22 protein-coding genes are annotated in these 24,052 nt (G+C 35.0%); 8 read left to right on the top strand and 14 right to left on the bottom strand.

The window, feature by feature from the left end; translation table 11 throughout:
• The first annotated feature begins 57 nt into the window (after positions 1-57).
• The 4 genes from E4T88_RS15960 to E4T88_RS15945 all read left to right on the top strand — a co-directional run bounded on the left by E4T88_RS15960 (position 58) and on the right by E4T88_RS15945 (position 3,062).
• Entirely contained in the window at positions 58-1,272 is a 1,215-nt protein-coding gene (locus E4T88_RS15960; protein WP_135107185.1) for an aminotransferase class V-fold PLP-dependent enzyme, read from the top strand.
• A 93-nt stretch (positions 1,273-1,365) separates the two neighbouring features.
• Positions 1,366-2,220 (top strand): outer membrane protein assembly factor BamD, encoded by an 855-nt coding sequence (locus E4T88_RS15955; RefSeq protein ID WP_135107178.1) that lies wholly within the window; start codon positions 1,366-1,368, stop codon positions 2,218-2,220.
• Positions 2,221-2,261: 41 nt separating this feature from the next.
• Positions 2,262-2,594, top strand: a complete 333-nt coding sequence (locus E4T88_RS15950) for a DNA-directed RNA polymerase subunit omega (RefSeq protein WP_006844092.1) — start codon at positions 2,262-2,264, stop codon at positions 2,592-2,594.
• A gap of 6 nt (positions 2,595-2,600) precedes the next feature.
• Positions 2,601-3,062 (top strand): DUF4293 domain-containing protein, encoded by a 462-nt coding sequence (locus tag E4T88_RS15945; protein ID WP_135107176.1) that lies wholly within the window; start codon positions 2,601-2,603, stop codon positions 3,060-3,062.
• 168 nt (positions 3,063-3,230) lie between these two features.
• Here E4T88_RS15945 and E4T88_RS15940 read toward each other — a convergent pair whose 3' ends face one another.
• A complete protein-coding gene (locus tag E4T88_RS15940) occupies positions 3,231-3,887 on the bottom strand; it encodes a carbonic anhydrase (protein WP_135107174.1) in 657 nt (218 codons plus the stop codon).
• A gap of 493 nt (positions 3,888-4,380) precedes the next feature.
• Here E4T88_RS15940 and E4T88_RS15935 point away from each other — a divergent pair, with 493 nt between their 5' ends.
• The 4 genes from E4T88_RS15935 to E4T88_RS15920 all read left to right on the top strand — a co-directional run bounded on the left by E4T88_RS15935 (position 4,381) and on the right by E4T88_RS15920 (position 8,545).
• Positions 4,381-5,175: a hypothetical protein gene (locus E4T88_RS15935; RefSeq protein WP_135107171.1), complete on the top strand. Its 795-nt coding sequence runs from the start codon at positions 4,381-4,383 to the stop codon at positions 5,173-5,175.
• 89 nt (positions 5,176-5,264) lie between these two features.
• Positions 5,265-6,557, top strand: coding sequence for a M6 family metalloprotease domain-containing protein (locus E4T88_RS15930; RefSeq protein ID WP_135107169.1), 1,293 nt, complete (start codon positions 5,265-5,267; stop codon positions 6,555-6,557).
• A 64-nt stretch (positions 6,558-6,621) separates the two neighbouring features.
• A complete protein-coding gene (locus tag E4T88_RS15925; protein WP_135107167.1) occupies positions 6,622-7,695 on the top strand; it encodes a hypothetical protein in 1,074 nt (357 codons plus the stop codon).
• Between the two features lie 502 nt (positions 7,696-8,197).
• Positions 8,198-8,545: a LytR/AlgR family response regulator transcription factor gene (locus E4T88_RS15920; protein ID WP_135107165.1), complete on the top strand. Its 348-nt coding sequence runs from the start codon at positions 8,198-8,200 to the stop codon at positions 8,543-8,545.
• Between the two features lie 479 nt (positions 8,546-9,024).
• Here E4T88_RS15920 and E4T88_RS15910 read toward each other — a convergent pair whose 3' ends face one another.
• The 13 genes from E4T88_RS15910 to E4T88_RS15860 all read right to left on the bottom strand — a co-directional run bounded on the left by E4T88_RS15910 (position 9,025) and on the right by E4T88_RS15860 (position 23,527).
• Positions 9,025-9,483 carry a hypothetical protein gene (locus E4T88_RS15910; protein ID WP_135107163.1) on the bottom strand — a complete coding sequence of 153 codons (459 nt, stop codon included), beginning with the start codon at positions 9,481-9,483 and terminating at the stop codon, positions 9,025-9,027.
• A 30-nt stretch (positions 9,484-9,513) separates the two neighbouring features.
• Positions 9,514-9,645, bottom strand: coding sequence for a hypothetical protein (locus tag E4T88_RS18310; protein WP_260393719.1), 132 nt, complete (start codon positions 9,643-9,645; stop codon positions 9,514-9,516).
• 167 nt (positions 9,646-9,812) lie between these two features.
• Positions 9,813-10,175, bottom strand: a complete 363-nt coding sequence (locus E4T88_RS18115) for an RHS repeat domain-containing protein (RefSeq protein WP_260393722.1) — start codon at positions 10,173-10,175, stop codon at positions 9,813-9,815.
• Positions 10,058-10,396 (bottom strand): hypothetical protein, encoded by a 339-nt coding sequence (locus E4T88_RS15905; RefSeq protein ID WP_260393718.1) that lies wholly within the window; start codon positions 10,394-10,396, stop codon positions 10,058-10,060. The genes E4T88_RS18115 and E4T88_RS15905 overlap by 118 nt, the downstream gene beginning before the upstream one ends.
• 210 nt (positions 10,397-10,606) lie before the next feature.
• Positions 10,607-10,954, bottom strand: a complete 348-nt coding sequence (locus E4T88_RS15900) for a hypothetical protein (protein WP_135107161.1) — start codon at positions 10,952-10,954, stop codon at positions 10,607-10,609.
• Positions 10,955-11,019: 65 nt separating this feature from the next.
• The gene (locus E4T88_RS18770; RefSeq protein ID WP_374043290.1) at positions 11,020-12,081 is read right to left on the bottom strand and encodes an RHS repeat-associated core domain-containing protein; all 1,062 of its coding nucleotides are present in this window, start codon (positions 12,079-12,081) and stop codon (positions 11,020-11,022) included.
• Positions 12,082-12,355: 274 nt separating this feature from the next.
• The gene (locus E4T88_RS15890) at positions 12,356-12,775 is read right to left on the bottom strand and encodes a hypothetical protein (protein WP_135107159.1); all 420 of its coding nucleotides are present in this window, start codon (positions 12,773-12,775) and stop codon (positions 12,356-12,358) included.
• A 2-nt stretch (positions 12,776-12,777) separates the two neighbouring features.
• A complete protein-coding gene (locus E4T88_RS15885; protein WP_135107158.1) occupies positions 12,778-13,746 on the bottom strand; it encodes an RHS repeat domain-containing protein in 969 nt (322 codons plus the stop codon).
• A 295-nt stretch (positions 13,747-14,041) separates the two neighbouring features.
• Positions 14,042-14,431: a hypothetical protein gene (locus E4T88_RS15880; RefSeq protein ID WP_135107156.1), complete on the bottom strand. Its 390-nt coding sequence runs from the start codon at positions 14,429-14,431 to the stop codon at positions 14,042-14,044.
• A gap of 7 nt (positions 14,432-14,438) precedes the next feature.
• Positions 14,439-18,146 carry a DUF6443 domain-containing protein gene (locus tag E4T88_RS15875; RefSeq protein ID WP_135107154.1) on the bottom strand — a complete coding sequence of 1,236 codons (3,708 nt, stop codon included), beginning with the start codon at positions 18,144-18,146 and terminating at the stop codon, positions 14,439-14,441.
• Between the two features lie 59 nt (positions 18,147-18,205).
• Positions 18,206-18,784, bottom strand: coding sequence for a hypothetical protein (locus E4T88_RS15870; protein WP_228093977.1), 579 nt, complete (start codon positions 18,782-18,784; stop codon positions 18,206-18,208).
• Between the two features lie 17 nt (positions 18,785-18,801).
• Positions 18,802-22,359 (bottom strand): hypothetical protein, encoded by a 3,558-nt coding sequence (locus E4T88_RS15865; RefSeq protein ID WP_135107152.1) that lies wholly within the window; start codon positions 22,357-22,359, stop codon positions 18,802-18,804.
• Positions 22,360-22,369: 10 nt separating this feature from the next.
• Complete coding sequence (locus tag E4T88_RS15860) at positions 22,370-23,527, bottom strand: T9SS type A sorting domain-containing protein (protein ID WP_135107150.1); 1,158 nt, start codon at positions 23,525-23,527, stop codon at positions 22,370-22,372.
• Positions 23,528-24,052: the final 525 nt, after the last annotated feature.

The raw sequence follows: 24,052 nt of genomic DNA, 5'->3' as shown, positions 1-24,052 counted from the left end.
GTTTTCGGTTGCAGAATATCATTATGCTGCCAACTGCTGACTATTGACAGTGAAAAAATGAATATAGAAGAAATAAGATCAGATTTTCCTATTCTATCTACTACGGTTTATGGTAAACCTCTTATTTATCTGGATAATGGGGCTACTACCGAAAAACCAAAATGTGTGGTAGAGGAAATGATGAAAATATATTACACCACGAACGCTAATGTGCATCGTGGTGTACATTATTTAAGCCAGCAAGCTACAGATCTGGCTGAAGAATCGAGAGTGGTGGTGCAACAATTCATCAACGCTAAACATAGCCACGAGATCATTTTTACAAGAGGCACTACAGAGTCGATAAATCTTGTTGCTCATAGTTTTTGCCGCCAATTTTGCAATGAGGGTGACGAAATTATTATTTCGGCAATGGAACATCATGCTAATATTGTATCGTGGCAATTGCAAAAGCCAATACGAGGAATCAAGCTTAAAGTAATTCCTATCAACGATAAGGGGGAATTGATGTTGGACGAAATGGAGAAACTTATTTCGCCAAAAACACGTCTGATATCAGTTACACATGTCTCTAATGTATTGGGTACTGTAAATCCTGTTGATCAAATAACAGAAATTGCTCACAAACATAATATTCCTGTGCTTATAGATGCGGCTCAATCGGTTCAGCATATGACGCTGGATGTACAAAAGCTGGACTGTGATTTTCTTGTTTTCTCAGGACATAAGGTTTATGGCCCGAATGGAGTAGGTGTTTTGTATGGTAAAGAAAAATGGCTGAATCAGATGCCGCCTTATCAGGGTGGGGGTGAAATGATAAAAACGGTTTCCTTTAAAGAGAGTACATTCAACGAGTTACCATTCAAGTTTGAGGCCGGAACCCCTGATTATCCGGGAGTGATAGCGTTGGCCACAGCATTGAAATACATAAAAAATATTGGGCTTGACTCAATAAAAGCATACGAAGATGAGTTATTAAGATATTGTACTGATGAATTACTGAAAATAGAAGGTTTACGAATATATGGAACTTCGGATAAGAAAAGCAGCGTAATCTCGTTTTTGGTAGATAATATTCATCATTATGATATGGGAATGCTTTTAGATAAAATGGGAATAGCCGTTCGTACAGGTCATCACTGCGCTCAACCTCTTATGGATGAGTTGGGTGTGGATGGTACAGTGAGGGCATCATTGGCATTCTACAATACAAAAGAAGAGATTGATCAGTTGGTAATAGGAGTGAAAAAGGTTGCTTCGATGTTTCGCTAAACTGATAGTGAATCTCAAAAAAATATAATTGTAAAAGTTTATTTTTAAATTATAAAAGCTTTGTGTAAATTTGCAAACTAATTTTTGAGTAGAATGAAGATACGAATCCTGTGTACCTTATTATTAGCAATGCTGCTTGCATCATGCGGCGAATATAATAAAATATTGAAAAGCCGTGATGCCGAGTTAAAGTATGAATATGCTAAGAAATACTTCGATCAAAAGAAATATGGAAGAACAATCACCTTGTTAGATGAGATTTTATCTGCATATACAGGGTCTTCCAAAGAGCAGGAAATATTGTATCTGTTGGCTCAAGCCTATTTCTATGATAAAGATTATACAACAGCTACCCAGTACTATACGAGATATTATAATAAGTTTCCGAAGGGAGAATTTACCGAGTTGGCACGATTCAATTCTGCTTACGGATTGTATCTCGACTCTCCGGATGCGAGGTTAGACCAAACAAGCACCTTTAAAGGGATTCAGGAATTTCAGAACTTTTTGGAATATTTTCCTCAAAGCGAAAAGGCTCCCGAAGCTCAGGATTTGATGTTTAAACTTCAAGAGAAGTTAGCATACAAAGAATTTCTGGCCGCACGCTTATATTACAACTTGGGGCTTTATAATAGAGAGAACTATTACGAATCTTGCGTAGTAACTGCACGTGAGGCTCTAAAATCTTATCCTTTCTCTGAATTTACCGAGGAATTCCAGATTTTGATTGTTAGAGCTAGATTTGAACAAGCCGTTTATAGTGTTGAAGAAAAGAAGCCTGTACGTTACAGAGATTTGATGGACGAACACTTCAATTATAAGAATATGTTCCCTAACGGTAAGTATACTAAAGAAAGTGAACGTTACTATCGTGCAGCCTTAAAAGCATTAGGTCAGGAAGTAGATGATGCAACAAACGAAGCTGTTCAACAAGAGTTGAAGAAATAAATAATCGAAAAAAAACAATATAATTATATTTTAAAATCATTATGGATTATAGAAAAACAAATGCAGCAAGCAATACTATTACCAGAGATATGATGTCTTTGTCAGAAGACACCGGTAATGTATACGAAACTGTTAGAATTATCGCTAAGCGTTCTAACCAGATTTCTGTTGAAATGAAACAGGATTTGGATAAGAAACTACAGGAATTTGCTTCATATAACGATAATCTGGAAGAAGTTTTCGAAAATAGAGAACAAATAGAAATCTCTCGTTACTACGAAAAACTTCCTAAGCCAACGCTTATCGCTGCTCAAGAGTATACAGAAGGAAAACTTTATTACAGAAATCCTAGTAAGGATAAAGATAATTTCTAATATAGAATGATACAGCGTATACAGTCGATTTTTCTCCTTCTTACAACGATATTGATGGGGGCTACTTTTGTGATTCCATCGCTTGAAATAACGAGTGAAGGTCTTAAATTTTCAAGTATATTGTTTAATTCTTTGGGAATATTTGACAACTCAATATCTTATCATGCTTGGGGAGCGGCTATTTTTTGTGCTCTATCTGCGATCGTAGCTTTTCTAAATATATTTCTGTATAATAAAAGAAAGTTACAAATAAAATTGGGATTATTTACGGCTTTGTTGATAGCTATATATTATGTGACTGCCGCGTTTTATGTAAGTGCATTCTTAGATAAGATTACTCCAGGATATTCCTTAAATATTCAACTTGGAATTATTTTCCCTGTATTAGCTCTGATCTTTGATTTACTTGCTGTTTCACGTATAAAGAAAGACGAAAAGCTTGTAAAATCTTTAGACCGCATACGATAAGCTGCGACATTTATTTGAAGTAAGCATACATATTCGTTTTTTGATATCAATTACGGATATAAGTAATATAAGAGTTTTACATTTACACCCTTTTTCCTAAAGCCCCTTAAGCGGGGTATCTAAATAGGAAAAAGGGTGTAATGATATTATATAATGCAGTGGAATTCTTCAATCTTCAGTATTGCCTGTAATATCATAAATCTCTTTAATCTTATCAAGTTCGCCGTCCATATCGAAGAAAAGATCATGAAGTTGAGCATCCTTGATATCAAATACCCATCCCGCAACTTTAGGATATCCTTTTTCGTAATAAGATTTCTGTACTTCGCCCATTTTAATTATGTTACGGCATTGCTCATATGTGTTAAGTTCTACAAGGCGCCTATGCCTGGCTCCGATATCATCAATAGCAGCCAGTTCCTCTTTATGTAAATGGTAAACATCTCGTATACTTCGTAGCCAAGGGTTAAGTATCCCATAGTCTGACTTTTTCATCGCCGCTTCTATTCCTCCACATCCATAGTGACCACAAACAATAATAAATTTAACTTTTAGGTATTCAACTCCGTAGTTGATAACGGAAAGAGCACTTAGGTCAGTGGCTATAACCATGTTTGCAATATTACGATGGATAAAAACCTCTCCTGGCTTTAATCCCATAACCTGATTGGGATGTACTCTGCTATCCGAACATCCGATGTATAGAAAATCTGGATGTTGGTCTGCTGCTAATAACTTAAATAGTCCGGGGTTGTCTATCTTATTTTTCTCTATCCATTTATTATTAGCCTCAAATATTCGATTATATTTTTCTTGATCAGACATGTATTCGTTTTTAGTTTGTACCCAAAGATAATATTTATTATTTTTTATTCTTATTTTTGAGGTAGCTGACCTTGAGATTATTCAAAGATATTCGAAGAACTACAGAGCAGGGAATGTTTATAATACCCTTTAATTATACTTCGGTATGATTCGCATAGCCAAAGTCGATAGAGTTTAATCTATGTAAATCTCATAAATTCCGAAACTTTTAAATCTAAACATTGTTGCAGCGTTCAACAGTATAACTCATTTTTTATTCATGCCTATTATCTATCCGTTTATTAGGTAAATCCGTTATTCATCAATATTATTTTTCATTTGGATAAAAGCTACTATACGTTTGTGGTATAATAAATATAGATACTGACAAATTTAATCCTTAATAGGATAGGAGATTATAGTATAAAGAACTGATGATTAGAAACTAAAACAATGATATGCTTCGGTATATTTATAAGTCCCTATTTATTACTAATTTAAAATCTGAAGAATTATGTCAATAATCAAAGATGCAATCAAAAGTTTTGACTCCGCGGATGCAAAATTCGAAGAGCAAAAAGAAGCTGTAAAAGCCCTGGAACAGTTAGGAAGTGCGAAAGCCGATGTTTTTATTAGAGATATTGAGAAAAGCCTTCTTACTGCCGGTGAAGAAAAAAGTAACAAGACGGTTCCTATCACATATATGGTAGGTAGTAAAAAAGAAGTTCGTGCGTTTTCGTCGAGTGAAGCCGGAAATATAGGCAATGTAGTTACTTCCAGCCTCACCGCATTTCTGAGTGGTGATAAGCAGAATATAATCAATGGCATTGGTAATCTAGCCAGCAGTGCTCTTAATATTTTTTTAGGAGAGGGAGAAGCGTCGTCTGATACGATCGAAATGTATTATGTAGCTACTGATGGATTATCTCCGGTTAGAGTGGATATGAAGGCTTGGTACCAAAGCGTAACAGCTAAATCCATTACAACAAAAATGGAACGTGTAGTTGCCGTAGTAGCTACTAAATCGGTAATTGATGTTAATCGCATCGATCTAGGAACTTTCCTTTATCTGTACCAAGGACAATTTGATGCCAGTAAAATGACGATGAAAGAATTATCAGCGGCAATCGAAGCTGCCGCCGATGTTTACAATACGTTTGTAGAACGCTCTGTGAAAAAAGGAACTCTCAGCCAACAAAGGGCAAATACGCCTGAGGACGATAAGGAAGCTTATTTGCAAACATTAGGTAAACCAACCAAGGCTGGAGATATCCCAATCAAATTTGAGGATAATAGACCAACCAATTAACCTCAAAGAAGGAATAAATCAGCGAATCCTCTTTTATCTTTTTTATAGAAAGAAAAAGATAGAAGAGGATTTATAAAAATAATTCCATTATGGTTAAAATTTACAGTCTTTTTATTGCTTTATTGATGTCCATTGGATTGGCTCATGAAATACCAGTCTGTTATGATGATAGTATATATCCTGTAACATCTCTGAAAGCACAGAAGATAAATTCAATAGGCGAATTTAACGGATTAGTTATACTTGTCGAATTTTCTGATACTCATTTTACTATACCCGTACCTAAGGAGAGCTTTAGCTCTCTGTTAAATGCTGAAGGTTATAATTATCAGGGAGCTAAAGGGAGTGTAAGAGATTATTTTATAACAAATTCTGACAGCCTGTTTTTTCCCCATTTTAATGTTATAGGACCTATTCGGTTACCAAAACCGATGGCATATTATGGTCAAAACGGTGATAACCAAGAAGAAATTCATGCGGCAGAGATGGTAATTGAAGCTTGTTTACAAGCTTCAACCGAGATTGATTTTTCTAAATACGACAGTAATAATGATATGTTGGTAGATATGGTATATATATTTTTTGCTTCGTATTGTGAGAATGAAAATCCAAACAAGAGGGAATATATATGGGCACATGCCGGAAATATTATAGATTCATGTTTGACCATATCCAATAAGACTATAGGACGCTATGCATGTTCATCCGAGTACATCGGAAAGGATCATGATCCAGATCCTCTAATGGCCACTATTGGTACTTTTTGTCATGAATTTAGCCATGTACTTGGACTACCCGATTTTTATAACACATCGTCTGGTAGTGGTCTTACTTTAGGAAGTATGAGTATTATGGACAGAGGTAACTATCTCGATAAGGGGCGTTGTCCTGCGGGATATTCGGCTTTTGAAAAAGAATATGCTCAATGGATGAATATTCCTGTTCTTGAACCGATTGATACGATTGTTTCTATAAAGTTAAATCCGGTAAGCTCTTACTCGTCCGCAACACCCATATTATGTGCTTTTAAGATCGTAATACCTGATACGAAAGAATATTTTTATTTTGAGAATCGTCAGGCTGAAGGATGGGATCGATATTTACCTGGAACAGGACTATTGATTTATCATGTAGATATGTCCGATGAAGAAGCGTGGGATATGAATATGGTTAATACGAAGTCTTCCCATCCCTATTATCAACTGATACGTTCAGGCTTCTATTCTATGATAGATTACCGATATATTCCTTTTCCAGGACAAGATAATAAGACGATGTTTTTGCCTCCCCTTATATGGGATGGGAGAACCGCAGGTTTTGAATTACAAGATATTAAAGAAGAAGAAAACTGTATAGAGTTGAACCTTCTTTGGAAGAAGTAAGATATATAAGAATCAGAAAAGCCAAGTAATATTAAAGAATTATTAATCATTAAAAGTTAAGCTTATGTCAATTCGTCCATTAACTAAAACGACAGCTGATGCCTTATGTACAATAATTACAATAGGCTTCATTGAAGATCAAGCACAAATTAGAAATGTAGATGATGGTTTATGTACAGATTTCGAATACGAATTGAGCGGAAATCAACAGCAGCAACAGGAGGTTATGCGAGAACATGAAGAATTCCGTCACTTGATATTAAGAGATGCTGGAGTTAATGTAAAATTCATTCCAACGGTTCCGGCTCGTTATCAACCTTATATTTTAGCAAAACCACTTAATCAGGATCAAATACATGATACGACCATTATCAATGCATATGATCAAACAGAAGCATTTTGGGATGCAATGGAGGCAGATGCAAATATAACTAAACCTCGTGGTGCATACATCGGCGGATTTATACGTATGGGAGGCTTTAATATAATAGGACCTTCTAGGCTCTCAATTTATATGCCTTCATACAGAATGAATGTCACCGATGATGTTTATCAAGAATATGATGGAATCGCAGTAGAAGTTATGAATGCTTCGAACAGCGTTGCTAGAGCACAAAGAGCGCAGCCAGCTAATATTATTTATGTTCCGAGCGAACTAACACCTCGGGGAGGGATGCAGAGAGATCATCTTTTTGGTTGTGTTCATGGTATGATACAAGCAATGCTGTCATATCCAAATCTTGAACAAGAACAAGCTCATATCGAGTATTCTCTGGGCCCGGGAACAACAAAGGTGGCTTCATGTATACCATGTAGTATCTTTATGAGTGCAAATGGAATGCCGGCAACAGCTACTCATTTGGGACGAGGTGACTTTTGGAATTTTCCTCAGGACGTAGATCTGAATGATGATATGCGAGTAAGATGGCGTAGGAAAATTTCCACATACTTCTTTCGGGGATATAAAGCTCTTGGGGAAAGAATGAACTCTAATCCAAATTTGCAAATTTTCAGAAATGTTGAAGATCATGGGCTAGGTGGAGACCCTTTTAATGAGGAAACGCTATCTCAGCTTTATCTCGAAGCTTTGACTTTTCCTGATAAATTTACAACAAAAATCATTAATACATTACGATAATATTTTTATAATTAGAGTCTTAAGGGTGTAATTTGTTTGAGACTAATAATAATGTAATGTGAACATGTGGCATCGGTTGTAATAGAAGTAGCCCTCATGTCAAATTATTGACTCTTACTTCAAATACAACCGGTGTTTATCTATTTATCTATAGAATTATCACTGTACATTTCTTAACTTTCTTTTCTTATAGACTGTTTTTTGAGAAATTTATATTTCTTTATCTTTTTAATTAACAAATGACCAAAAAAAATTGTTCTAATACTTATATTTTGTTTCGATTCTATCCAGATTTGCGTAAGTACCCATCCATGCTAATACAGTCGAAAATGATTTTTCATCTGGGTTAGATGTGTAGAATATAGTAATCAGAGAGTGGTTCTATATAATGAAACAGTGTTCTAATTGGCTGATTATGGGATAATCATTTGTAAGGATCTTTTTTGAGATCCTTTTTAAATGGTCAATATCGCTCTATTTCTTAATATAACTAATACTGATTATGAGAAATATTGACAATGAAGTTTTATATATTATTCCTGCTTTGTTTGTACGTACTGGTAAAACTGTGAAGTATATACCTTTCGACCAGATTCTTTATCTGAAAGCCGAAGGCAGTTATACAACCGTTGTCTTTTGCAATCAAACTAAAGAACACTTATCTTCCCTAACATTAGGACAGATAGAACAAAAAATGAAATGTCCTTTTATTCCCAGGGTTCACCGTTCGTATATGGTTAATCTTAAGCAAGTAACAGGTTTGGTAGGCAATGCTATAAAGGTAGGTAAAGAAATAATTCCTATTGGCAGAAGTTACAGGCACGTTCTGGAGAGTTTTATCATTATATAGGCGCTTCATTAATTATAAGATAGAAAAAGAAGAGTACAAAGATATACAATGCCTCCATTGTCTTATTTTAATTCTCGATAATCATTATAATAGAGATATTGTTTTCAAAGAAGTTTAATATAAGGGGGTATTGAATCTGCAACAATTGATTGAAGGGTGTTTGTAAAAATAAAGATACCTGAATCTCCTTATGAGATACTCTTCAAATTCGGATTTAGCAACTCCCTTTCCGATTGGATAATCCGATAATACCGACTCAAGACATCTTAAGCAAGAAATACGGCTTCAACGACAAACTTATAAGAAAGGCTATTGTTGAAACAGAAATTGTAAAGCAGGAAAGGAGTATATTGATTTTGAGATTAGTATGATAAGATAAATAATCCTGCCAATGATGATATTGGTAGGATAGAATTTTATAGGGAATTGTAAATCCTTAATAATAAGTCTTCGGATTTAAAATCCGAAGAGACGATAAATTATTCTTTTGACATTTCTATCAAATAACAAGTTGACTTAGGAATAGTATCTGGAAATATTTTTTCTATATCATATTTACTATTTTCTAAATTTGATTCATATGATTTTAATAAGTAGTATAATGCTAAGCATTTAGTTTTATCATCTAATTTCTCAATCCAATTATAACCCTCAAAATGAGTCAAAATCCAGTAGACATCATAATACGCTTGTGAATAACGATTCTTATTTGCCATTTCTAAAGCAACAAATAGAATTTCATCCATGTTCCCATATATTCCATGATATTGCGTCAGCTTTAAATATGCATTTGTATCATTTAAATTTATAGCTTTATCTATCAAGTCAATATGATCTTTATCACTCATTTTCGGAAAATCAGAAGCTGATATTTTTTCCTTTTCATTACATGAAACTAATAAAAATGATAATGTTATAATAATAAAATACAATTTCATAAACTTTTATTTTGATTTTTCTTTCTTCTTCTATTTTTTCTTTTCTTCTTTTGTAAACTTTTCAGGATATGGTATTTTCGCTATTTCTTTTCCATTCTTATAAATGACAATACCTCCATCGTCATTCTCATTTAAAACTCCTGTTGTTTCTCCAGATTCCACTTCATATACATATTGTCCATCAAAGCCAACAACAATAACATTTGGATACTCTTTTAATATTTGTTTCGCTATGGGATTATTCGTACCCTTTCTTATATGGACATTTTCTCAGCTACCTGAAACAAAATCTCCTTCTGTTGCTGAATTGCATGTATATAAATATAAGGTCACTGGTTCTCTTTTTTCCATGCTGGGCTTTCTTTACTTAAAGCTTCATTAATACTTTTAGGATTTCCCAATCTTGTACCTTTATTATAAATCGAAGTCGGTGTTCCATGCCCAAACACATAAAATCTATTATCTCCTCTTTTATATTCAATATGCTTAGGAGGCATACTCTTTGCATTTTTCTCTGATGGAAGAAACCAAACAATAGGGTCTTCCAATTCCTTTCCTGTAGGATCCACATATTTTAAAGGGTTATTCGCCACATACGTATACGGACTAATATTATAATACTTTTCCGCCAATGGATCAACACTCGTAAACCTCCCCACTGCGCTTTCATAATACCTTGCCGAAAGTCGTATAGGTTCAATCCGTGCATCTGATCCAGTTCCTTGCCATTGTATTTGTACGGCTGTTTCTTCTGTTCATCTGTAGTGCTTTCAGCAAAAGCTGTACCGAACGGATAGCAATGGTTCCTTTGGGTTACCGTTCCACTGGCATTCACCACCACACGGTTGTAACCCAAATGGTCAGTCATATAGTAATGATAAACTCCTCCTTCTATATATCCTCCGTGAATCACTGGCTATCTCTATAGCCAAGAACAAACTTAACGAAAAAGTGACAAAAGTAACAGCTTTTTGTATATATTTCTCTGTCACTTTGTTTATTCCCTTAAGATCACTATAGATAAATAATCCTGCCAATAATAACATTAGCAGGATTAGTTTATTGTGGATTCCGAATCCTTAATTAATAAATTTTCGTATTGCAAATCCGAAGGGATGAGGGTTTACCATCTCATATTATGAACAGAGTCCGAAAATTCTTTTGTTATCAGATGATAGCCAAATCTTAAATTGTATTTCAATACATATAAAGAATCCTTATCTTTTGGCTTATAGATAGTATCTCCTTTCTGTAAAAAATCTATTAGTGCATAACTGGGAATTTCCCATCGCCCAAATACATCTTTAGGCATAGATGTAGCGGATGTACTGAATTTTTCACCATCTTTTAAAACAATATAAAGACTTGCTCTATAAACTAAAGTAGACATAAATGTAGTATCTACAACACCTTTAAAAGTGCTGTCTCTTGGTATATGTGGAAATTCTTCTATCAATCGTTTTATCTCCATTCTTTCTTTTTTATTAAAATCGATACAAGAAATCGATAAAATTATTATAAGTATATACAGATATTTCATTTCACTTTTACCCCTCCTGTGGTATTTGTTTTTCTTACTGATAATCCAATTCGTAAAAGACTTTTTGTAACACCTATTCCATCGATATTACTCAATGTACTTATACCATTCTCATCTCGTTGACTTATTCCCCATGCCCCCGATATATAAACCTGTCTTGCAGAAATAGAACCCGCTACCTCAACACCTTTTCCAAGTAATGTCTCAGAACGGAAATTAGATTTATCTCCTCTCCAGTAATAGTATGCCGTAACGGATAATCCAGCACCAGCACCGAAAGTCTCTGAACCTCCTCCTATCTTCGATGTTTGGTAGGCATATGTTTCCTCATAATTTGGTCCTGTTTGGAAAGTTACATACTGAATAATATCTCCTCCTACACTTGCACTTAAACTTCCATCCATGCTGAAACTCCATCCTATAGCATCAGCCCCACCTTGTGTATACGGAGACTGGCTTATTTGAGCATTTCTTGCAAAATCCCCATTCTGGAAATCTTCTGGTAAATAATAAACAGATGAGGGATTTTGATCAAACTGGAAAAAAGTATAATTGTCAATCCTTTGATTGTAGCTTGTTCCTATATTTTTATAAGTTATAGTTATATTTCCATTTTCGTCAGAATGTGTTTTTTTGACGGTTTTGTTATTCCCTTCTTGCCACATGACATTACCTTTGTCATCCTGATACCAATCCATCCCTGTCGGGTCAGTAAATCGCATCGAATTATTCGCACAATATGCGTACAGGCTCCAACTATAGTAATTCTCTGCATGTGGATCCACACTCGTAAATCTTCCCACAGCACTTTCATAATACCTTGCCGAATAATCATAAAGGTTCAAACCGTGCATTTGATCAAGTTCCTTGCCATTGTACTTATACGGCTGCTGCTTCTGTTCATCTACAGTATTTTCTGCAAAGGCTGTTCCGAACGGATAGTGATGTTTTTTGGGGATTACCGTTCCGCTTGCATTCACTACCACACGATTATTACCCAAATGATCTGTCAGATAATAATGATATACGTTTCCTTCTATATATCCACCATCAATCACTGGCTATCTCTATAGCCAAGAACAAACTTAACTAAAAAGGTGACAAAAGTAACAGCTTTTTGTATATATTTCTCTGTCACTTTTTCTTAAGATCATATATAGATAAATAATCCTGCCAATGATGACATTGGCAGGATTTAATTATAATGGATTATAAATCTTTACATTATTAATCTTCGGATTACAAATCCGAAGAGACGGCAGTTTCTGTGCTGCTTTTTCATTAACTGGGTCAAAACATACTCTTGTCTGGTCAATAGGTTCGGTTGTTATTTCAGTTACCTCTCTTTAAAGGAACTTTTTCTTTTTTACCAGGTTGGTTTAATAATGGGATAGATGGTAAATATGGATTGTATATGGTCAGCTCAAAATTATTGTCATTTAATAGTTTTATAGTGTATTCTCTTTGAGAAAGATAGCCCGATGAAAGGGCATCCATAGTATCCACATCATCACATTTCAGCATAACCTTATTTTTAGATAAAAATCTCCATTTTCCAATACAACTCTGATTACTAATTTGTAAATAGAATGTTGTATCAGCATTCAATTCTAACTTATAATCAAAATTGTAAGATAATTTATTTGTTTTATATTTATACTTGCCTACAAAATCTTTTTTATGAAATTTTGTTGATTGACACGACATAAAAGTTATTAGTATTGTAACTAAAATATATTTCAACTGCTTCATATCTATTTTTTATAATAAACCCCTGAATAATTTCTTAATGGAACTCCTATAATCATGTCTTTAAACCCTTGGATACCATGTATTCCGTGTGATTTAATAAAATCATATTTTGTAGAATTGATATTTAGTGGAGATATGCCTGTATTTGCTCTCCCGCCAGGAACATATAACGTTCCTCCATCTAGACCTTGAACCCATGAAGATGTAATATCATTTATATTGGATATTATTGATGTTGATGGAAGTTCAGATACAGAGCTCGGGTCATAATTATACTGAGATTTATAAGCTGTTATTTCATCAAAAACATCTGCAGCTAACGTTCCTCCTTGACTACTAAAAGCAATTTCCCCTCTTTCAAACTGACCTACATGTGTTACTTCATGTACAAAATTAGCTGTATTCCCATAATTAATTACTACTGCCCCCGAATTTGGATCATAAACGCCCCCTCCTAGATTACCATCTATACCTCCTAACTTATATAATTGACTGCTTTTTTCTGCAAGTCTCATAGTCCTAAGAGTACCTTGAAGACTAGCTATACAAGCATCATTAACGCCATCAACATTATTACTTATAAGTGTGCTTAATTGAGATAATATGGATTGTCTTTCATTATTCCATTGCTCTATATAGGTTGAATCTATAACCATCCCTGTCGGGTCAGTAAATCGCATCGGATTATTCGCACAATACGCATACGGCGATATCGAATAATACTTCTCCGCCAACAGATCTACCGTTGTAAACCTCCCCACCGCACTTTCATAATACCTTGCCGAGTAGTCATACAGGTTCAAGCTGTGCATCTGATCCAGCTCCTTGCCATTGTATTTGTACGGCTGTTTCTTCTGTTCATCTGTAGTGTTTTCAGCAAAAGCTGTACCGAACGGATAGCAATGGTCTCTTTGGGTTACCGCTCCACTGGCATTCACCACCACACGGTTGTTACTCAAATGGTCAGTCATATAGTAATGATACACCCCTCCGTCAATCACTGGCTATCTCTATAGCTAATAACAAACTTAATGAAAAAGTGACAACCAACGATCACAGGAGCGAAGCGTATGTAAAAGTAACAGCTTTTTGCATATATTTCTCTGTCACCTTTTTATTCCCTTAAGTCATATATAGATAACTAATCCAGCCAATATTATCATTGGCTGGATTAGTTTATATCAAATAAATATAGTGATTACTATTAATCTTCGAATTGCAAATCCGCAGGGACGGGAGAATTTGTATTTCAACTCTGTTATTTGATTATTCTTGTTTTTTTAAAATAAAAGCTTTTTTATTGCCATTCTTATATAACTTAATCTTTTTTTTATTAAGTATTTCTACAAAAAAGTAAGGGACAGGAAAATCATCTTCTGTAGAGAGGATTTTCATTTTATTACATTCTAATAATATTGTATTCTCGTTTATATATTTCCAGTTGCCATCATATTTTAATGGAGAAATCGTACCTGATTCTGAAATAGAAAAAGTATTATTAACACTTAAATTAAGTATTATTATTAATTTTTCATTAGTATCAGAAGAAATATTTTTATCATAGACATAAGTATTTGTCTCTATTAACGAATTATTTTTGATAGTTTTACATGAATAAAATAATAAAATGAATAAGAATATTAATATGTTTTTCATAATTTTCTCATTTATTCCATTTCATAAACGGAAGTTGATTTAACTTTACAAAATCATTAGGGTGTTCACCTACTACAATAGACTGAGTCTTATCGGATCCGATTGGAGATAACCCTAATCGAATTGTCCAATATTGAGATTCACCATCAAGATAATGCCCTAATGAAGCATTCATGTTCACTGGATATATATCATTCCCATTTACTTGTATACTTCTAACATAATTTGTATTAATATCTTCTATATTTTTATTTGATGTTATTTTTGCATAAACATGACTAACCCGATATGCTTCTATTTCTGAATTTACCCCAGTAAAAGGTACAGCACGTATTTTCCCATTACTATCTTGAACATACATAAATCCTAATGTACCATTTTCATATTGACCTCCATGAGTAATTTCATGATATAGATTGTCATCATCAAATCCTCCAAGATACTCTATTTTGAATGTATTTTTTTCTTTATCGTATGAAAATCCTCCAATTGACCCTAATTCTAATTGTGTAATTTCATACCTATTTTCACTGTTCCATATTTTTTCTAAATTGGATGATGTTAACTGCAAATATGAAATTGCTTGATCATATTGTCCATTAGTATTATTTCTCTGATATATTTCTAAAAGTGTATAAGTTCTAAAAGCTGCATTAAGCCATGCTCCAACACTTTCCTCGGAAACATACATTCCTGTTGGATCAGTATATTTCAACGGATTATTTTTTACATACGTATAGGGGCTAATCGAATAATACTTTTCGGCCAACGGATCGACACTTGTAAATCTTCCTATAGCACTTTCATAATACCTTGCCGAGTAGTCATACAGGTTCAATCCATGCATCTGATCCAGCTCCTTACCATTGTATTTGTACGGCTGCTGCTTCTGTTCATCTACAGTGTTTTCAGCAAAAGCTGTTCCGAACGGATAGTAATGGCTTCTTTGGGTTACCGTACCGCTTGCATTGACTACCACACGATTATTTCCCAAATGGTCTGTCATATAGTAATGATACACCCCTCCTTCTATATATCCTCCGTCAACCAGTATGCGCGTCTTTGATACAACCCCGGCCGAATTCCCCTCCGTCTCATAAATAATATTTCCTACATAATCGGTATTCTTATAATGTGTCAACCCATCGTTGGCAGGTGTAGTAGTTCCTATAGGCGTTTGATTTAATGTCGGATCATATCTCTGTTCGGTTCTCAACTTCACTCCTGAGGCTGAGTAGGTATAATAGTTCTTGGCCTTCGCTGTTGAACTGTTTATAACCATCTGAGAGGGTAAATTTAATGAATTATACTGAATTTCAGTTATCCCTTTATTCAAATCTTTGTTCATCGCACCATTCTTGTTGTAAGTGTATTCCACAATACCCGGAGCATTGGGCACATCCTTAAAGTCTGCCGACGGGGCATAAGCAAAGTTCTGTATGCCATCCAATACGTTAACCATCTGGTTGCCCGCATAAGTCAGTGTCATGTTATCAACCAGCCCATATGCACTAGCTGTTGTCTTTCCGTAGCGTTGCAAGGTTTTAATATTGCCATGCTTATCATAGCTATATGCTGTCTGATAAATAGGGGTCGCTCCTTTTTCTGTATCATGATTCTGTTTAACCCCATCCTTCAAGTAGGCAGTAGACAGCAACCTTGACAGGTCGTCATAAGCAAAAGTATAACCGCGAGTATTAGACTCATTGTTTTGTTTCCAACTCATCGCAGATATATTCCCATTGTATTGAGCTTTGCTGCCGCCGTATGACTCGTTGTAATACAATGTCTGGCTAAACAACGGGCTGGTGATCGATTTTGTCCACGAACGGATGTTGTAACCGTAAGTTGTTTTGGATGAAGCGAGACCGCCCTTTTGGTTGTATTTAAGCCTGCCCAACTCGTCATAGGTATTATCGGCTAGAGTGATCTGTGGCCTTGCCGTTGTACCGTCGGTCAATTGGTGGGTTGTGGTCAGCAATCTTCCGGCATGATCATAAGTATAAGTATAGAGCTCTGTTTGTTTTCCTCCTCCATTGGCATCCTTAGTATGTACATGCATTTTCTTCGTAGGCTGACCGGTAAAGTTATAGGCGATATATTCTTCGTCTACTCCACCCAAATGATTTGCCGATTTAGTTTGAATTAAACGACCACGGTTATCATAGTATAACATCGAGACAGTACCAACCTCCATACTTCCATCAGGCATGAGGCTTCTTGCCCGTGTTGCTGTCAGTTGTCCTTTGGGTGTATTTAATTGCAGACCATTGTTAATATACCTCTGCCCGTATCCGCTCTTTTCTGTATATTTGAGTAATTCCCTATAGTTGATTTGGGTATTGTTGGGAAATGCATCATATGCATCATAATAATTAATTATCATAGAGCCTGTGTAGACTACTTCAGGTAAAATATTCCATGTATATCCATAATATTTATTCGGATCTATTTTTTCTGTTACAACAATATCTTTACATTTAGTAATTAGACTTGCATGTGATGCAGGGGATGGATATATCCCCGATATAATCAACCGGCCGAAAGCATCGTATTTATTAAAAGTCCACTCGGGAGATGAGGTCTTTGCCCGCTGCTCACCGTCTTGCGTAAAGATCAGACGATCGGCCTTGTCGTAAACATAGTATATCGGCTCGCATCCGGGAAGACGTTTCAATATACATCGGTTACGACTGTCATATTTATAGATGTAAGCATATTGTTTCATTTCAGTACTGTTGTCCGAATAATCTTTTATCTTATCAAAGCCTTCGGGAGGAATGACATAACACAAGTTGCCAAAATCATCATAGACATACAGAGTATTCAGGTGCTGAATCGTTTTGTCAGCTAGTACATTAATCGATCTGGTTAATAAGATCTGGCCAAGTTTATCCTTAAATTCATAGACTTTATTGCCGTTCTCATCAGTCATGCGCGTGACATACAGCTGAGCCGGATCGTATACTCCACCTGAATAGGTAAGTTTGGTGGTCAGCTCTGATCCGATAATGGAATATTTACGACAAGACAGAGCTCCATTATCGTCCGCACCTGTTCCATTGGTAAGGTATTCAGTCTTTACGCCTTTCCCGTTTTTATGCCAGTCTGCTCCCGGAGCATATTGCTCAAGTACACGGCTCAGAGGAGAGGCTTCATAAACAGGGCGGCTGTAAGCTACCGAATCCGAGGCGGTGTTATAGGTGGTACTCCTGTAGGTAGCCATCGCACTTGTTTTATAGTTAGCCAATGGCATATAAGCACCGTTATTACCCGCAGCTACCGCCGGAAGCCACGAACGGTCTTCTCGTCCGAAAGGATCATATTCCTGATAAGTCACAAGATCGGCTGCCAAAGGAGTTATTGCCCGTAAAACGGTTTGTACAGGACGCCCCAATCCGTCAAAATATTGAATGGCTTCCATGTAACGGCTGCCGTCATCCGTGGTATAGGTCTTGGTCTGGATATAGTTTTGAGATGTACTCACCGAAGAAGCTTGACCCGCATAAGGATCACAGGTCGAAGGATTCACCCTCAAAGTAAGAGCTCCCGATGTGCTGGTAGCTTTGAAACTAAATCCGGGCAAAAGGCTGATTGTTTGGCAGGCTGTCTCTGTACCACCTGTCGTTTGCGGGGTCTTCAAGGTAATACTTACCTGACTCGTTATCTCCAGACTGATAAGAAGAAAGGATATGATGGTAAATAGTTGTTTCATGGTTGAGCTGCTTTTAGTTGTTCTTTTAATTCATCTATTTGCTTTTGCTGATTTTTATTTTACTTATTCTGTTCGATGACATATAAAGTCAGTTCCTCGATCTTTTGTAAAAGCTTTATCTGCATCTCGTTTACATTCAACCCATTTTCAACCATCTGTTTCTCGGATGGTATTTCAGGCAAATGTCTGTTCTCTTTTACAAATGATTCAATCTCCGATAAAGGCCTCAACGGATAATCAGGTGAAAAGACAAAGTCGGCGCCTGCATTGAGTCCTAATGAATGAAAACGAGCTATTTCACGCCCATCATTCACGGCTATGCCTACAGAGCCTCCTGTATCGGTGTATCCTCTGTAAAAATTAATACTGTTATTTAATATGTTGTAAAATCTATGTTCTATGGCAAATGATTTAGTATTGATAGGTTGAGTAACATAGGAACGTACCCCCAAGAATGTTCCATCTCCCGTCGTATTCCCTTCCTCTAATCGAGCAAAAACTGAGCGCAAAGTATTTGTTGAAGTGTTAGCGATATCAATTTTATCTTTTACAAGTAATTTCCCATTTATTGTTTGGTCTTGGGAAAAAGCATTTATAATTGACAGTGAAAAACACATAAGAGTTATAATCGTTTTCATAATGGTTCGTTTTATTTTTATTGGTTTTGATAATGGTAGTCATACTTTTGAATAGTTTGTTTATTAGCTGTACTTACGATATTGTCTTTATATATGTAAGTCTCCTTTAATCGTCCAAAGCTATCGTAATCATAATAAGCAGTAATACCCGATGGATCGGTAGAAGTTAACATACCTACTAGAGGTTTATAGGTATAAGTGGTAATTTGTATATCCTTCAAAGCACTCGTATTATTACGTAAAGCATTTATGGCTAACAAATCAGCATCAGATGGGATCGAAGCTGATGCAACACGGTCTATTAAGGTTTGCCCCAGAACTGCCACTATTTGGGTATATGTTACATTTTTTATCTCAGCAATAGGGTATTGACAATTGTAAGACCAGAGATAAACGACAGATATACCATCCAACCCTGTTATTTGTTGTATATTGCCTTTACTATTAAATAAATCATATACTAAGTCAACCCGACTATCTGTATTTATTTTAGTTGTTACAGATTTTGGTAAAAATAAGTTCTTTGTTTTTATCGGATCTTTTTGATAGTCTGTTATAATTTGCTGCATACTATTACCCGTCGTAATCGTTTTTTCAATAACTGGTGCCAAAATATTTGCTTTTACCATTTCTTTATAAATGATATCACTTTTATTACTAGGGTAAGAGTAATCTACATTTATAGTAGTTCCATTGCTATTTACTATTGTTTTTTTCTTGACATAATAACCATCTGTATCGTAATTATAGGATTCATTTATTTCTAATATACCAGAATTTTGTCTATACTCTTTAGTTTTCTGCGATGTCAAGTAAAACTGATAAAAATATTCTTTATTCAACTGTGAATAATAACCAAGCTTTGTATTTGCAAACGAAGATGGAGTATTTATATATACATTATAATTTGAAAAAATATTATTATCTAAGGGTCTATATTCATAAACTATATTTTTAACAAGCTTTTCGTCTTTTGAATAATATCTTTCTTCTTTAATCATGCCTCTTTCTCTAGAACGATCTTGGGCCTTTTTAGTTATTGATTTGTATAAATTGTCTATAATTGGGTCTTTAATTTTCCCGACCCATTCACCATTTATCATAATGTCACTAGAATATAATTTATCGTTATTATAATCATCGGGATTGGAGGTTTCTAAAATATTTCCATAAGAGGTAAATATCGTTTGTTTATATTGATCAGGCTCTATTGTATCATATTCATATCCTGTTTTGTAGGTTATATTTATTGAAGCATAAGCTCCACTTTGCATATCAGCAGGACCATAACATTCTATTTCAATTCTATAATCTGTGTTTGCATTTAGGTTTAACCGCCGATCTTGTGTAGTTGTACCAAAAAGAGGATCTCCTGTATAACCATTATTATATGTGCTACCATAAAAATAATAAGCCTGAATTAATTTATTTGTATTAGCCTCTGATATTTTAATAGAAGCTGTTCCATTTTGTCCATAATATTGTCCTTTCCCAAAGCCATTAATGATCCATGTTTGCGGTACATTCTTTGTATTTACATTCAGAGTAGCTTTTCTTATATCGTCTGATGGAGAAATCCCTTTATATACAGTTTCGTCATGCACTACATGATGTGTTCGCTTTAGATTATTATACTCTAATACTGATTTATAACGAATATGGTCCGTATCATAAGGCCGTTCATTAAACCCATAGCTAGAAGAACCAAATAGAGGTTTTTTTATGTCATCAAATGGAAAAGTGTATAATGGAACATACATTAATTCACCACTACTTATATATGTACCACTATCTTTAAGAGGAGATATTGTATAGATATAATCTTGGGTTTGTTTTAGCCCAAGATTATCATAGGATATGATTTGCTTTATCCTACTCCCTCCAACTTTTCGCGTTCCAAACCTTGAACGCATTGTAGGGATAGATACTGTTTGAGTAAAAAGGTCGAGTTCAAGTGCATATTGACACTCATGTTGTTCATATATAAATTGTTTATATCCACCTGTTGGAAAAGTTATTTTATTTAACAATGCGGCACTTTCCACATTCGTTCCCGGTCGTCGGTTCCCTTGTTGAAAGTCGTACAATTCTTGATCAAATATAGTATTTATAACTAAACTAGAATTTGTTCCAGAGCCACTCCAATACCCCCAATGATCATAATCTATTGCAAGGGGACTAACATAAGTGCCTTGCGGATTATAAGAGAAGTTATATTTTCCATTTATAGAATTGCGTATTTGTTCTAAAAATTGCCTTCTTCCAATCTGGACATAGTCTAAATTTGTTGATTCTATTTTTATTAACTTATTATTGTCTTTCAGATATAAACATACGGAATCTAGCTGAGCTCCAGTTTTTCTTCCAAAAACAAAATCTTTGAAGCTGTTTCGCTCATATATCGTATTTTTCTTATGTGAATGAAAAAATCTAACTATTTTATCATCTAATTCGACTGACTCTACTAATGCTATTTTATTTAAAGCCATGGTTTCAAATAGACTATTCCCGTATCCATATTTTGACTGTCTTAATAGATAACACATTTGCAATTCTTCATTATCATTCTGAGATGAAAAGTTATACAAATCCCAAGGTGTAACATGATAGGTCCTTTTACTATCGGGGGATATAGTCGTATCTACTAAGTTTTTATAATTAATCCTAAGGATACGACCATTCGGAGCAATGATCTTATATAAATAAAAAGCACTAATTGTATTATGCCTCTGTAAGTCATTTATGTTTTGATTTGATGGATTGGTTCCTCCACTCGGGAAAGTTAATCTTTCGTCCCATGTAAAGGCTGCATATTCTGTAGCACTATAACTACCTCCAAAACAGTAAACATATCCGTCATCTGTAGTTATCCTTATTTCTGACTTTCCATTGTAATCACTTTGAACATTTTCTACTAGAAAATAACTTGATATATCAATTTTAACCTTTCCTCCTGAGTATGCTATAGATTTTATTGATCCATCAAAATCAATAATGAACTTACCTGAATGATTCCCAAAGCTAAATCTATATATATCAGATGAAGCCTCTATATTATCAGTATCTTTTAATAAAGGGAAGTTGGCCCAATAATTGTGATTTATATTATTTGCAGGATTCTCAAACAAAGATTGAGATGTGGTATTTGTAGTGTATCCATTCGCTAATCGTAAAAACCCCCTAACTTTTAAATATTGAGCTCTATCAAACACAGTACCATCATAATCGTCAGGAATTCCTCTAACTTCCCTGTAAATCGTTCCTCCCATAATTAAAGACCAATGTAGTCCTACATTTCCTTCAGGTTCGCTAGGCTTAAATCCACTGGAATTGTAACTTAACGAAATGGGAAAGCTAAAGTCTTTATCTATAAATTTGTTTAATATAGGGATTTGTAAATCTAGTCTGCCTGAATTAAGAGAAACGGGAGTGTTATCATAGCGAATAATATCGGCTACCTGTGGTGATATAAATTGAGGAGCAATACTTGATATGTTTATGTTCTCAATTTCATTTTGACCATGTATTAGTAATGTCAAAAGAAACAGGATTTTTAGTACAATATATTTTTTCATTATATTTTATTTACTTTTTGATTATTATTTCATTTACAAACAAGTTGTTTGCTGTAATCCTCAACACATAGTTCTTCGGATACAGCGACGAACAATCTATCGTTTCATAGTATGTGCCTTTAGCTCTGTTCTTCGAGGTAATCTTCTTGACAGGCATCCCTTCTAATGAGTATAACTCAAATGAGACTTTTGCATCTTCCTTTAATTCATATTCTATGTTCAAGAATGATTCCACCGGGTTCGGATATAGTCTGCAAGTCATCATATCTTCCAATGTGACAGTTTTGACTTGTCCTTTATCTGTGTTCTGGTTGTTATCTTGGGGCTCCTTCCACAGTTCATCGAGCAATGCCTGATTCTCGGGGTCGGTATCCAGATATAAATGATCCTGAGGCGGAAAGAAGAATGCAGTCTTGAAGATTTCGGTACTGTCTTTCAGGTTAATGTTCCTTATTGTTTCGAAGACTGGATAGCGATACCCTTTGCTATACCAACGGCAGGTTTCTAGCTGCTTACCTGCATTGTCTGTTTCAGATGTAACAGAACTACCTTCCTGAGGCACATCAAAGATTGTTTGTAAGGTCTTTACCCTGAGTACCGGACTAAGCGTATCCCCCGAAGGAAGGATCATCTTACCGTAAGCATCGGCTGTCGTAGTCACTGTCCCTTGTGTCTGGATATCCACTGTAGAGGAATAAACTCCCTTTGATTTGTAAATCGAAGAAGAGCTTTGTCCGTAGTTTAACGGAAAATGCATCAAAAGCATGGAACTGGTATAGTTCAATACCACCGAAGGGTTCTCATGTCCTCTTTGCAAGAGAGAATCATTTGTTAAATGATAATAGTACATGGTGTTGTGTTCTGTACCTACGATCAGTTCATTATCTGATATATTCTTCTTTAAATAACGGGTATTACCCAGTATATATACACTGTCTCCTTCCAAGGGGGGAAGAGAATAGGTAAGAGTATATTCATCGTTGACAGATTTGAGCTTACTGAAATCCCAGAGCTTGTTTGTGCCGCTTTCTCCGGGGTTTACATACTCTACCTGCTGCTTGACCAGTATATCGCCAACGCGGTATTGATTATGGGTAGTGTTCAGCTGTGCAGACAAAGAAAAAGCACAGCCCAAAACACTTGCTAATATTAATGCAATTGCTTTCATGTTATATTAAATATTAAGCGTTATTTCCGGATTATAAAAAGATATCCCTTCTGTTGCTATTTCTAAATATTTAGCACAGTTGTTCTTATATATAAAGTAAATAATGGATGAAAGGTTAGTGTATCCCTTTTAGATTTATATAAGCGAATATCCAGTCTGAAAAAATGTAATTTGTCTTCATAAGTAATTATTTAAAAAGTTAATTAGCCCTTTTAATTACTTTGCTTTTCCCTTCTGAATACTTCTTGTTCAAATGTATTAAATTGTTTTAAAATATATCCCAAAAACATAAAGAATATTTAAGGCTTAATGAAAAATTAATAAAGTCATCAAATTCGATCAGATAGACATGTAGTTGTGCGATCGGTAAAAGAGGCTATCGAAACGTTGAAAGGGTATTTGGAATAAATTCTATCTTTGTATCATTATGAGAAAATCGGTTTTAGTACTACTTTCTTTTTCAAATACTTCTTCAGCAAAAGACTAAAGGGTAGGGTAGTGCGCGTTTCTGACGGCGACACGGTA

The sequence above is a fragment of the Dysgonomonas mossii genome, assembly GCF_004569505.1.
In the GTDB taxonomy this organism is placed as follows: domain Bacteria; phylum Bacteroidota; class Bacteroidia; order Bacteroidales; family Dysgonomonadaceae; genus Dysgonomonas.
Note: the sequence above shows the minus strand (reverse complement) of the source record. Positions and strands in the feature narration are given on the sequence as shown.

Bases quoted from the DNA above. Each gene is read 5' to 3' on its own strand.
- E4T88_RS15960 (WP_135107185.1), top strand. From the start codon at position 58: ATGAATATAGAAGAAATAAGATCAGATTTTCCTATTCTATCTACTACG.
- E4T88_RS15955 (WP_135107178.1), top strand. From the start codon at position 1,366: ATGAAGATACGAATCCTGTGTACCTTATTATTAGCAATGCTGCTTGCA.
- E4T88_RS15950 (WP_006844092.1), top strand. From the start codon at position 2,262: ATGGATTATAGAAAAACAAATGCAGCAAGCAATACTATTACCAGAGAT.
- E4T88_RS15945 (WP_135107176.1), top strand. From the start codon at position 2,601: ATGATACAGCGTATACAGTCGATTTTTCTCCTTCTTACAACGATATTG.
- E4T88_RS15940 (WP_135107174.1), bottom strand. From the start codon at position 3,887: ATGTCTGATCAAGAAAAATATAATCGAATATTTGAGGCTAATAATAAA.
- E4T88_RS15935 (WP_135107171.1), top strand. From the start codon at position 4,381: ATGTCAATAATCAAAGATGCAATCAAAAGTTTTGACTCCGCGGATGCA.
- E4T88_RS15930 (WP_135107169.1), top strand. From the start codon at position 5,265: ATGGTTAAAATTTACAGTCTTTTTATTGCTTTATTGATGTCCATTGGA.
- E4T88_RS15925 (WP_135107167.1), top strand. From the start codon at position 6,622: ATGTCAATTCGTCCATTAACTAAAACGACAGCTGATGCCTTATGTACA.
- E4T88_RS15920 (WP_135107165.1), top strand. From the start codon at position 8,198: ATGAGAAATATTGACAATGAAGTTTTATATATTATTCCTGCTTTGTTT.
- E4T88_RS15910 (WP_135107163.1), bottom strand. From the start codon at position 9,483: ATGAAATTGTATTTTATTATTATAACATTATCATTTTTATTAGTTTCA.
- E4T88_RS15900 (WP_135107161.1), bottom strand. From the start codon at position 10,954: ATGGAGATAAAACGATTGATAGAAGAATTTCCACATATACCAAGAGAC.
- E4T88_RS15890 (WP_135107159.1), bottom strand. From the start codon at position 12,775: ATGAAGCAGTTGAAATATATTTTAGTTACAATACTAATAACTTTTATG.
- E4T88_RS15885 (WP_135107158.1), bottom strand. From the start codon at position 13,746: ATGACTGACCATTTGAGTAACAACCGTGTGGTGGTGAATGCCAGTGGA.
- E4T88_RS15880 (WP_135107156.1), bottom strand. From the start codon at position 14,431: ATGAAAAACATATTAATATTCTTATTCATTTTATTATTTTATTCATGT.
- E4T88_RS15875 (WP_135107154.1), bottom strand. From the start codon at position 18,146: ATGAAACAACTATTTACCATCATATCCTTTCTTCTTATCAGTCTGGAG.
- E4T88_RS15870 (WP_228093977.1), bottom strand. From the start codon at position 18,784: ATGAAAACGATTATAACTCTTATGTGTTTTTCACTGTCAATTATAAAT.
- E4T88_RS15865 (WP_135107152.1), bottom strand. From the start codon at position 22,359: ATGAAAAAATATATTGTACTAAAAATCCTGTTTCTTTTGACATTACTA.
- E4T88_RS15860 (WP_135107150.1), bottom strand. From the start codon at position 23,527: ATGAAAGCAATTGCATTAATATTAGCAAGTGTTTTGGGCTGTGCTTTT.